Annotated in this window: 1 protein-coding gene; it reads right to left on the bottom strand. The window is 71.0% G+C overall.

Annotation, left to right across the window (positions count from 1 at the left end; genetic code table 11):
* The coding region (locus ACEN88_RS32800) for a PAS domain-containing protein (RefSeq protein WP_413346455.1) at positions 1–946 on the bottom strand (946 nt) is incomplete at both ends.

The following is a 946-nucleotide window of genomic DNA, read 5'->3' as shown; positions in this document are numbered from 1 at the left end:
GCCGTCGTCGGCGCGGCGCACGCGCGGCGTGGCGCGGTATTCGCCGCCGGCGCGGATGGCCTGTTCGACCGTGTCGCGCAGGGGCTTGCGGTCGTCCGGATGGACGAGCTTCTGCAGCTCGGCGATGTTGTGCCAGTTCTTGCCGAACACGCTGTGCAGGTTGGCCGAGAAGGTGACCTGGCCGCTGTGCGGATCGCGCTCCCACACGGCCATGCGCGCGGCGACGAGGCCCTGCTGCAGGCGCTCCTCGCTGTAGCGCACGGCGCGTTCCGCCCGTTCCAGCGGGGTGACGTCGGTGCAGGTGCCGAACCACTGGACGATCTGGCCGGCCTCGTCGCGCAGCGGCGCCACCGACGTGAAGAAGCTGCGGTAGCGGCCGTCGGCGCCGCGCAGCGGGAAGGTCATCTGCGCCATGTTGCCGCTGGCGAGGGCTTCCTTCCAGCGCCGCATCACCTGCGGCAGCACTTCGGGGTCGTGGTAGCGGTGCCACTCGTCGGCGCCGGTGGTTCCCGGCGGGCTGCCCGTGAATTCATGCCAGCGGTCGTTGAACCAGACGATGTTGCCTTCCGGGTCGGCCATCCACACGAGTTGCGGGATGTTGTTCGCGAGCTGCAGGAACTTGCGGCGTTCTTCCTCCAGGTGCGCGCGCTGTTCGTACAGGCGGTCGAGCATGCGGTTGAGCGCGCGCGCCAGGCTGACGACTTCGCGCGAGCCCTCGAGCGGCGCGCGCTGGGTGCCGATGTCGTCGCCCAGGCTGGCGGAGAACGTCTCGAGGCGGCGCAGGTCGCGCGTGAGGCCGTGCGCCAGCCGCGCCGCGAGGATGAACACCACCAGCGCGAGCAGGCAGGCGACGATCAGGATCAGGAGATACTGCGGCCCCGACGTCTCGAGCGGCAGCGGCAGGCGGCGCTCGTCCTCGCGCAGCACGAGGCCGACGTGGGCCAGG

The organism is Massilia sp. CT11-108 (genome assembly GCF_047302915.1).
Lineage (GTDB): Bacteria > Pseudomonadota > Gammaproteobacteria > Burkholderiales > Burkholderiaceae_D > Telluria > Telluria orientalis.
Note: the sequence above shows the minus strand (reverse complement) of the source record. Positions and strands in the feature narration are given on the sequence as shown.